This window comes from Mycobacterium sp., assembly GCF_035314905.1.
Classification (GTDB): Bacteria; Actinomycetota; Actinomycetes; order Mycobacteriales; family Mycobacteriaceae; genus Mycobacterium.
Window position 1 is genome coordinate 1 of the sequence record NZ_DATFYW010000085.1, and the last position, 10,457, is coordinate 10,457.

The window sequence follows — 10,457 nt, forward strand, 5'->3', positions numbered from 1 at the left end:
ACCTCAAAGAAGCGGGCCGTCATCTCGACGGGCAGGGCGAGGTTGGCGGCGTGGTCGGTGCGCACGCAGACCAGGCTGGGACCGTCGTGCTCGCGCGAGCGCCGCAGCGCGCCGTCGAGGTCCTCGATGCGCTCCACGTACTCGCCGTGACAGCCCAGCCCCTGCGCGACGAGGTCCCAGTGGATCTCGCCCTGGGCGGTCCCGAAGGTGGTGCCGTACAGCTGGCGCTCGTTGAGCTCCTCCATCGTCCATGAGCCCTCGGCGAACACGATCACTGTGATATCGATGCCCTCGCGCGCGGCGGTCTGCAGCTCCATGACGTTGAAGCCCGCGGCCCCGTCACCCGTGACGCAGACGACCCCGCGCTCAGGCGCACCGAGCTTGGCGCCGATCGCCGACGGGATCCCGGTACCGAGCATCCCCAGCTCCAGGATCGAGTGATACGACCGCGGCCGCGTCGGCGGCAGCACGTTGTAGGCCCAAAGCGACGTGTTTCCGCCGTCGACGGTGTACACCGCGTCCGGACCGAACACCGCGCCGATCGCACCGACCGCGTGCGCGGGATGGATGCCCGGGCCCTGCCATTCGAGGATCGGCGCCGCCACCTGCGTCCGCACCTGCTCGTCGAGCTCACGGTAGCGCGCAAGATCCGCGCCGTCGCGCGTGCCAAGGTCCGCCGCGCGCAGCCGCGCGGCGATGGCCTCGAGCGCGGCCTTCGCGTCGGCGAGGATGCCGAGGTGCAGCGGCCGCGTGACGCCGAAGTTTCGCGGGTCGATGTCGATCTGGATCAGCCGCTTGCCCTCGGGATCCCCCCAGTAGGCGTCGTAGGGGACGTCGAGATTGCCCATCCGCGAGCCGGCGACGAGCAACACGTCGGCCTCGCTGCGCGCCAGGTCGCCGGCGGGGCCGAATCCGAAGACGTAGTTGGGGTGATCGGCCGGGACGCTCGCGCGCCCGGCCATCGAGCTGATCGCCGCGCAGCCGAGCAGCTCGGCGATCTCGAGCACACTGTCTCGTGCGTCGGCACGATCGACGCCGCTGCCCGCGATCAGCACCGGGCGCTGGGCAGCGGCGAGAAGCGCGGCGGCCTCGTCGAGCTGCCGGTCCGCCGGCTGGGGTGCCCCGATGCGATACGCACCGGGCGGCCACACCGGCGCCGCCTGCGCATCGCCGGTCTCATACAGGATCGGTGCCGGCAGCTCGACGTGCACTGGACCCGGTCGGCCGTTGTGCATCTCGCGAAACGCCAGCCGCAGCACCTCAGGAATCCGCGCCCACTCGAAGACTGGGCCGCCCCACTTGACCGCCGGCCGGAAAAGGTCGAGCTGGTCCTGGCCCTGAAACGTCGAGGGCGGCGATGGGTAGACAATTCCGAGCCGGTGCTGAGAAGTGATCGCGAGCACCGGAACGCCCTCGTGCAGCGCCGTGATGACCCCTGGCAGCAGGTTCGCCGAGCCGGGGCCGGGATTGCCGAGGACGGCGGCGACCTTGCCTGTCGTCTTGTAGAGACCCTCGGCCATATGCACGCCTGCCGCCTCGTGGCGCACGGGCACCAGCCGGATGCCGTGCGCATCCAGTTGGGCCAGCAGCGGATCGATCTCCGGGCACGGAAGGCCGAAGAGGAACTCGATCCCCTCCGCCTGAAGCGCGCGGGCGAACAGCTCCCCGCCGGTGATCTCGGTCATCTCCAACCTCCAGTTCAGGTCTGTTTGGGCTGTCCTCTCAGGGCTGCCGGACCGATCCGACGCACGCCATCGATCTTTGTGACCGGTGGTGGGCCAGCCCAGGCGTAAGAAGCCAGGTCATCACCGCGACGGTATGGCCGAACTTTGAATGCTTTCCATCCACCGACCGCGCCAGATACGTTGTAGAACCTCTCGTTTCGCCTTGTTCTGAGCGTTATGTTCTGGATCGGACCACTTCGCACCCTTCCAGGAGTAGGGGCCGAGGTCCCCGGCCAACGGGTCCTTGGTCGTCGCTTCTGAACCCGCCGTAGCCGGCGGAGTAGGCGGTAACAGCTCGTTTTCGGCGAGGCCGCAAGCACCCCGCTTTCGGGCGATCACGAAACGATTACGTGATTCATTTCAACGCCGGTAAGCTGCCACCGCGTTCTGGTCGGCGACGATGGATGACGCCGACGGCTTCCAGCTCGCCAACGCCAGCATGACGTCATCTGCACCACGTTGCGTGACCGGGAGTTGGCCAAAGTCGTCCACCCGGTCACCGCGGTTCGGCGCAGGCAGCGTCTGTCGACCACGCGCGCCAGTACACAATTCCGTTGACCGCTCACCGGATCGACAGCGATCTCTATGCCCTGACCGCCGCACCCTGGCAGGGGAACTTCCGCCACGGCGAGCGTTGTGTGCAGATGAGGAGTCGCCATGGCAGTCCCTTTGGAAGGATCGGCCTGACGACGGCGATGCCAGAAGTTCTGTTTGCCCTAGGGTCCCGCCTCGTTGCGTCACAGTGACGTAATTAGAGCCCGCGGCGGGGCATGCCAGCTCAAGGTGGGAAGCGGCCACCGCCGAGCCGTCGATGCGGGCCGAAACGTCAACGCCGTTACAGCCCACCGCGCCGGCGCAAATTAGGTGGAAGAGATCCGACGCGCTGAATAGCGCCATGGCTCCACGCCACGAGCCGAGGCGTTCGCTCTGCGCTCGTCGCCAGCACTGTGCGTTTGGCCGCGGGCTTACCTGCTCGCGACCAGACGAACGCCCGCGCACAGATGGCGCGCCGGAACCTTATTTGATGGATAATGTAGATTATCCATGATACGGAGGGTTGATCGACGGTTCATGGTGGTCGATTGGTGTGGCTGACGGCCGGCAGTAAATGTACGCGTAGTCACCTGGCATTCGCTCACCAATGCTGGCTGGCCTGGCCCTTGTGCCCACCGCCGGGAGGCTCACGACGCGCGGGCATGACAACCGGATCCTTCCGCGTGGCACCCGCTTCAGCCGCGGCCGCCACGGGCAGTCTGGAACCGCGTAAACCCTTGCCGGCCATGCCAAGTGGATTCGTCACTGTGACGTAATGGCGCGATGTCGGTGTCGATTTTGCGGCGAATGTCATTGTTTGGCTGAGGTCGTCGGCGTGAACGTTGGCGGCATCGAGTTCATCGGCATCGCCGCTTGCGGTCAGTGCCGTGGTTCTGTGCCTGTGCCAAAGAACCGCCGCAGTTGGTCGGCGATGACCGCGGGCTTGCCGCCCTGGTCTTGGGCGGCGACGTGGTTCAGTCCGGGCAATTCGACACGAGTCGCGTGCGGCAGCACGTTCGCCAATGCGGCCAGAGTGCCTTTGAAAAGCGGCGGAGCGTCGCTGCCGCACATCAGCAGGACGTCGGCGGTGACGTTTTTGTAGTCGTCCATGGTTCCCTCGGTGGCCTTGACCTGAGCCAATTCCGGTATCAGCGCCGGGACCAGATCGCGCAGCGCAACATCGTCGCCCTTGACCATTCGGGCGTCCACCCACAGCAACACCCGGCAGAAGATCGGCTGCACCACCACCCGGCCCAGCAGACGATACGGTGCTGCAACCGATTTCCGATAACTGTCCGAGTCTTGCGCATCCTTTGCCAGACCCGCCATCGCCGCTGCCGTGTCTCCGCTCGCCACAAGACGTTCCCCTCGGCTGATCACCCCTTTGAATTCGTCCACTCCCGGTTGGCCGGCGAACAGGACCGGCTCAAAGACCGCGACCTTACGGATCGTCGGTACCGTGATCGACGCGTGCAGCGCGAACAAGCCGCCATCGGCCGCTCCGAAGACATACTGCGCGCCGGTGTCGGTGACGACGGCCTCGAGGTCCTCGTCCTCGCGTTGAATGCTGTAGTGCGGCCCGTAGGGCCCGCTCATTCCCCGCCCGCGTCGATCCGGGATGTTGACGGTGAACTCGTCGGCCAGGGCGGCGCCCAGCTTCATGTAGTGCTGTGAAGCGAGCGCGCCGCCGTGCAAGATCACCACCCCGGGACCGTGACCGAACTGGCGAAAGCCGATTGTTGTACCGTCCTTGGACGTCACCGATTTCTTCTGGTACGTAGTCTTTTTCGTGCTCAACAAGGTCGGCGCCCTTTCTCTGTTTTCTCTTGTCGCAAATTTGGGCGGGTAAGCCGCGGCTTCAACTGTTTCGGGGCAGTGCCGCGACGAGCGTCTCGACCTGGGCGTGGGTCAGTACGTTGACACTGCCGTCTGGCAGCCCGAGGATGCGGTCAATGGCAAGTCCATGAAGTCTGAACCGGGTCGTTAGAACGTCGATGGCGTGGTCTCTGGCTGACTCGTCGGCAGCGCGGAACACATCCAAGATCTTTGAGTTCGTGCGTGCGGCAAGGCCTTGTATCATGTCACCAACGCCTTCGGGGTCGAACGTGTCAAAGATGCGTTCTGCCACGCCGTCGGATATCACTTGCGTCAGCAAGGGCCGGTACAGGTCTTCCCCGATGGTGACGATTCGTCCGTACAGGTGCGCATTATCAGGGCGCAGCAACGACACCATCGCGGCCAACTGCTTGGGTGTCCCCATCCTCACCTTGACGTCAAAACCAGCCTGCAGCAACGCGTTGAGCCGGTCCAGCGCATCACCTCTGCACTGGGCGAGAGCGTCCTCGATGGCGGCGAGTCCTTCGCGGACGCTGCGTTCGACCAGCGCCGCGATCAGCGCCTCCTTTGACGGAAACCAGTGGTAGAAGGCGCCTTTCGAAACCCCGGCGTCGGCAATCAGATCATTGAGGCTGACATTGTCGTATCCGTGTTGCAGAAACAGCGCCAAAGCCCGGTCGAGCATCTCGCCCCGGCGTACGTCTGGATGCTTAATCACCCGCGGCATCGGGGCAATCCTGGGTTGCGCTCGCCATGGCTTTTGGCGTGCGGGGTGCCGGTTTCCAGCCGATGTAGGTCAGATACAGCCCGGCCAGACCTAGGCAGATTGCCAACACCCGCACCGCCGCAATCGCGCCCGAGCTATAGATGGCGTTCCCGGCCGCGCTATAGGCCTGTGGAACGGTCAGCAGCAGCACGCCGCGGATAGCGAGAAACCAGCCCACAAGCGACACGATGATCGCCGCCGGGCTGCGCCAGTACTGGTGAAACGCGATGATCACGAGGCCGAACATCAGAAGAATGGCGCCGAACAGCCACGGCCACATCGGGTTGGCCTTGAACTCCGTAAACAGTGTCTGCATGTACGCGCCGCGGATGGCAACAGTCGTGGGAACGATCGCAAAGAACGGGCCGAATACCCGGGCGAACATGCGCGTCCTGGTCTGCGACTGCTCTGAGGAGCTCATTGCGGTACCTCCATCCGTGGCATCGACTCTATACCGACCGATGGTTGGTATGCAAGACCGACAGTTGGTATAGCAAACCGCTGGTCGCCTATCGGGGTGCACCCGGCGGGGTTGAAGCGGATGACGCCGGCAACGTGGAGGTGAGCGGCAATTACACCCGTCCACCGGAGCACACTCAACTCACCCCGTCGTCACCAGCAAAGGGCTGTACGCTCCCTGACAGGCCGTCGAAAGGATCACCCATGTGGACGCGATTCAACTATCTGATGGCGGCCGGCGCGGCGGCGGCGATCTTCGGCGCCCCGGCGGCCGTAGCGGATGACACGAATCCGACGTGTACCGACGTGGGTGGGGGCACTGAATGCTCGACGCCCGGCAACGTTCAGATCAACGCTTCTCCCCCGGTCGACGATGGGATCTACCCGATACCCTATTGGGACGACGTCTGGGGCGGTCCGACCGTGCAGATCGGCGGCGGCGGGGGCGTAGTGCCAGCACCGCACCGCTAGCTACCGCGCGGAACCATGGGGCTCAAACTGGGAACTTCTTCCTGGACCAACACTTCACCGCGAAGATCGACCGCATCAAAGGTATTGCAGCACAACGTGTCTGCAGCCGCTTCGTCACGTGTTCCAGCGTGACCAGCGTGGGCTTCGACGAGGGCATGGTCGAACTTCGTGAAAGTCGTCAATCGCCGGGGTGGTTGAAAACGGATGCGATGCGGCAAACGCTCGGACTCCGGCGAACCGCGGCGGGCGGTTGGTGACTGTCATCGGCGGGAGAGGTCGGCGCGGTGGCCGGCCCGCAGGATCAGCGTCAGCTTCCCATGCTCTGCAGCCACATCTCCAGCACTGCAAGCTGCCACAGCGCGTTGGAGCCCAGTGTGGTGCGCGTTTCGTTGGGCGCGGCGAGCAGGGCGTCGACGGTCTCCTTGCGGTACAGGCCACGTGCCTGCGCGGCGTCGCACGTCAGCGCGTCGCGGACCATATCCAACATCTCGCCGTGAAGGTGGCGGATGCCGGGCACCGGGAAATAGCCCTTCGTCCGGTCGATCACCTCGGAAGGCATCAGCGCCCGCGACGCGTCCTTGAGCACACCCTTGCCGCCGCACGCCAACTTCAGCTCCGGCGGGCAGGTGGCCGCCAACTCGACGAATTCGTGGTCGAGGAACGGAACCCGAGCCTCCAGCCCCCACGCCATCGTCATCGTGTCGACGCGCTTAACCGGATCTTCGATGAGCATCACCTCGGTGTCCAGCCGCAGCGCGGCGTCCACCGCGGTTTCGGCGCCCGGCGCGGCCTGATAGGCCGCGACGAGTTCGCGGCTGGCGTCGACGTCGATCCCGTACTCCGGGGCGAAGATCGACAGCACGTCGGCGTGGCTGCGGTCGAAGAACACTTTCGTGTACGCCTCGGTCACCTGTTCGCGGGCGACGCTGGCCAACGGCGGGTACCAGTCGTAGCCGCCCAGGATCTCGTCGGCGCCCTGGCCTGACTGCACCACCTTGACCCACTGGCTGACCTCCTGCGACAGCAGGTAAAAGGCGACGCAATCGTGACTGACCATCGGTTCACTCATCGCCGCAATGGTTTTCGGCACGGCCGGCAACAGCCGCGAGGTCGCGATGTGAATCTTGTGGTGGTCGGTGTCAAACGTTTTGGCGATCAGGTCGGAATAATAGTATTCGTCGCCGGATTCTCCCCCGGCGGAGTCGAATCCGATGCTGAAGGTGGCCAACCCATGCTGGCCCTGTTCGGCCAGCAGTGCAACGACCACCGACGAGTCGATGCCGCCGGACAGGAGCACACCGACGGGCACGTCGGCCACCATCCGGCGTTCCACGGCGGTGCGCAGTGCGTCCATCAGCGCGTCCTGCCAGTCGCGCGCCGACCAGGCGGCGCGGTCGGGGTCGCGGCGGAATTCCAATGTCCAGTAGACGATGTCGGTATGCGACCCGTCGGGCTGGATCGTCCGCACCGTGGCCGGCGGCAGCTTGCGCACGCCGCGGTAGATGGTCCGCGGTGCCGGCACCACCGAGTGGAAGCTCATGTAGTGATGCAGCGCGTGGCGGTCCAGCTCGGTGTCGACGCCTCCGGCGTCGAGGAGCGCCCGCACCGTGGAGGCGAACCGCAGCCGGCCGGGCGTGGCGGCCAGATAAAGCGGCTTGATGCCCAGCCGATCGCGCGCGAGCGTCACGACGCCGGAGTCGCGCTCGGCTATCGCGAACGCGAACATGCCCTTGAACCGGTCGACACAACGCGGGCCCCACTTGTGGAACGCTTTGATCACCACCTCGCTGTCGGCGGTGGAGAAGAAGCGGTAACCGTCGGCCTGAAGCTCCGTGCGCAGGTCCTGGTGGTTATAGATGCAGCCGTTGAACACCAGCGTCAAACCGAGGTCGCTGTCCACCATCGGCTGCCCGCCACAGGCCGAAAGGTCGATGATCGACAGGCGGCGGTGCCCGAACGCCACCGGCCCGTGCGCCACCACACCGTCGGAGTCCGGCCCCCGCGACGTCATCGCTTGGGTCATCCGAGTCACGGCGGCGACATCCGCCGACTCGTCGTCGAAGCGGATCTCTCCGCAGATACCGCACATCTCGTTCCCCTTAGCTGTCTCTGACATCGCCGGCGGCGAGGATCCACGTGTCCTTGCTGCCGCCTCCTGATGACGAGTTCACGATCCGCGACCCGCGGCTGGCCACGCGGGTCAATGCGGTCGGCATCACATGCGCCGACACCGATCCCGCGTCACCGGCGCGCAGATGGACGAACGCGCGCAGATCGACGTGATGCGGGAACATCCCTTCGCCGTCGAAGGTGGGATGGGTGGACAGTGCGACCAACTCCTGCGCGATGAACCGCTCGGGCTGGGTGAGCAGCTCACGCCGGCGCGCCTCCAGGGCCGCGTCGGAGGCATCCGGCCCGATCAGCACGCCGCTGCCGCCGAGTCCGTCGATCGGCTTTACCACCAGGTCGCCGATATGGGCCAGTACGTAGTCGCGCTGCGCGCGCTCCGCGCAGATCCAGGTCGGCACCTGTGCGAGCTTCGGCTTCTCGCCGAGGTAGTACTCGATCATCGCCGGGACGAACGCGTAGATCGCCTTGTCGTCGGCGACGCCATTGCCCAGCGCGTTGGCGATGGTGAGGTGACCGTCGGCGATCGCGCCGAGCAGCCCGGGGCGCAGCGGCGCGTCGTCGTGGCCGGTCGACGACAGCAGCATGTCCTCGTCCATGCGCGCGTAGATCACGTCCACCGGACGGACGTCAGATCCGATGTGTCGCACCAGCTTTCCGGAGCGAAACGACAAGTCCGACGGCTGGACGAGCGCGACGCCCATCTCCTCGGCCAAGAAGGTGTGCTCGAACCAGGCGGAGTCTTCCCATCCGGCGGACAGCAGCGCAATCGCGGGATCGTCACCGGCGTGCCGCGGCGCGGCCGCGAGCAGCGTGTCGAGCAGCAGCTGCGGGGTGCGGTCAGGGTCGGAGATCGGCACCGGCGGCCGCAGCTCCGGCAGGTGCCTGCTCAGCAGCCGGTGGTTGACCACCGCGTACCCGGTGCCCGACGGCACCCGCAGATTGTCCTCGAGCACCAGCCAGCGGCCCTGCCTGTCGCACACCAGGTCGGTGCCGCTGACGTGCGCGCGCACGGCGTCTCCGGCGAGCCGCCCAGTAGAGCGGAAACCGGGCGCCCGGTCCAAGGAATGCACACCGATGACGCCGTCACCGACGATGGCCTGCTCGAAATAGATGTCGCGCAGGAAAGCGTCGAGCGCCCGGGCGCGCTGGCCGAGGCCGTCGCACAGCATCGCCCACTCGTCGGCGGCCACCATGCGGGGCACCAGATCGAGCGGGAAGAGCTGAGCCTGTGTCTGGCCGGTGACCCGGAAGGTGATATTGCCGGTGCGCTGCTCCTGCTCGATGCCGCCCTCGCGGGAGCGCAGCGTGGCCACACCGAGGTCGGCGATGGCAGCGAGGACCTTGCGGTACTGCGGCCGCGGCCGCCCATCGGCGTCGACGGCTTCGTCGTAGCTGGTGTACACATCGCCGGCCGCGGTGACGCTGCCCGGCTGGTAGCCGAACAACAGGCTGGGGTCGTCGCCGACTGCTGTCGCGGTGTCCGGCCAGCGACCGGCGGTCTCGGCGAGCAGCTGGTCTACCACGTCGGTAAGTCGCCCGCGACGGCGCAGCGCCCGGCGCTGACGGGCCGACGAGGAGCCGGCGATCAGCACCCGCCGCGTCAGGTCGCTGACCATGTCCCAGTCGCCTGCCTGCTCCAGTTGCGGGCGAAGCGAGCGCACCAAGTCGGCGACCACCTCGGCGGCGGGCCGGTGGGCCGGTCCGGTGACGTCGACGAGATCGCCCTCCAGCCCCGACCGGGCGGCCCGCCACAGCGCCGCCCGGCCCAGCGTCGGTGAGATCACCGTCGGCGCCGTGCCCGCCCGCAGCCCGGCCGCCTCGCGCTCGACCAGCGCCCGAAACAGCGCTGCGATCAGGACGATCGTGTCGACGGACGGGCAGCTGTCGCACACCCGCAGCTCAAGGGTCGGCGCGGACGTCGACGGCCGCACGTCGAAGTAGACCATCCCCTCGTCGGTGATGATTCCGCTGTCGATCAGATCGTTGACGAGTCCGTCGTATTCGCCGGCCGACTCCACCGGCGCGGCCAACCCGGTCGTCGGCCAGCGCTGCCAGACCAGCGTGCGCACGCTGGAGTAGCCGGTGTCGGAACCATCCGACCAGAACGGCGAGCTGGTGGACAGCGCCAACAGTGTGGGCAGATGCGGGGCGACGCGATTGCCGACCACGACGGCCTCGTCGCGATCGTCCACTCCGACGTGCACCTGCGTGCCGCAGATGAGCTGCTCGCGGGCCAGCAGCTGGTAATCGGCCAGCATCTGGCGGTATCGGGCGGTCTGGGTGACCTGCATCTCGGCGGGCACCGACAGCGGCACGGCGCCCGCCGCAACCACACCGATGCCGAGCCTCGCGGCGGTGTCGACGAGGACCCGGCGATGGTCGACTAATTCGGTGCGCAATCGCTCCAGGGTGTTGACCACCCTGCTGTTCATCTCGACCACGCAGCGCTGCAACTCCGCGACGTAGTCGTCGGACAGTTGAGCCAACAGTTCCGGCGCGCGTGCGGTGAGCCGCCTCGTCTTCAGATCGACAAGGTG

At 66.5% G+C, this 10,457-nt stretch carries 7 protein-coding genes and 1 pseudogene; 1 reads left to right on the forward strand and 7 read right to left on the reverse strand.

Annotated elements, in window-relative coordinates:
• The 4 genes from VKG81_RS06375 to VKG81_RS06390 form a co-directional block, all read right to left on the reverse strand.
• Nucleotides 1-1,685, reverse strand: a 1,685-nt coding sequence (locus VKG81_RS06375; protein ID WP_324394994.1) for a thiamine pyrophosphate-binding protein, incomplete at its 3' end; no start/stop codon positions are given.
• 1,452 nt (nt 1,686-3,137) lie between these two features.
• Nucleotides 3,138-4,019, reverse strand: coding sequence for an alpha/beta hydrolase (locus VKG81_RS06380; protein ID WP_324394995.1), 882 nt, complete (start codon nt 4,017-4,019; stop codon nt 3,138-3,140).
• A 97-nt stretch (nt 4,020-4,116) separates the two neighbouring features.
• Nucleotides 4,117-4,821 carry a TetR/AcrR family transcriptional regulator gene (locus tag VKG81_RS06385; protein WP_324394996.1) on the reverse strand — a complete coding sequence of 235 codons (705 nt, stop codon included), beginning with the start codon at nt 4,819-4,821 and terminating at the stop codon, nt 4,117-4,119.
• Nucleotides 4,805-5,281, reverse strand: coding sequence for a hypothetical protein (locus VKG81_RS06390; protein ID WP_324394997.1), 477 nt, complete (start codon nt 5,279-5,281; stop codon nt 4,805-4,807). Before VKG81_RS06390 ends, VKG81_RS06385 begins: the two co-directional genes overlap by 17 nt.
• A 242-nt stretch (nt 5,282-5,523) precedes the next feature.
• On the opposite strand from VKG81_RS06390, the gene VKG81_RS06395 reads away from it, so the two are divergent.
• A complete protein-coding gene (locus VKG81_RS06395) occupies nt 5,524-5,790 on the forward strand; it encodes a hypothetical protein (protein WP_324394998.1) in 267 nt (88 codons plus the stop codon).
• 307 nt (nt 5,791-6,097) lie between these two features.
• On the opposite strand, the gene VKG81_RS06400 is transcribed toward VKG81_RS06395, so the two are convergent.
• The 3 genes and pseudogenes from VKG81_RS06400 to VKG81_RS06410 all read right to left on the reverse strand — a co-directional run.
• Nucleotides 6,098-7,879: an N-acetylglutaminylglutamine amidotransferase gene (locus VKG81_RS06400; RefSeq protein WP_324394999.1), complete on the reverse strand. Its 1,782-nt coding sequence runs from the start codon at nt 7,877-7,879 to the stop codon at nt 6,098-6,100.
• Nucleotides 7,880-7,889: 10 nt separating this feature from the next.
• On the reverse strand, nt 7,890-9,113 hold the full coding sequence (locus VKG81_RS06405) for a circularly permuted type 2 ATP-grasp protein (RefSeq protein WP_324395000.1): 1,224 nt from the start codon (nt 9,111-9,113) through the stop codon (nt 7,890-7,892).
• A gap of 264 nt (nt 9,114-9,377) precedes the next feature.
• Nucleotides 9,378-10,457 (reverse strand): annotated as a pseudogene (locus VKG81_RS06410) (carboxylate-amine ligase); the annotation flags it as partial.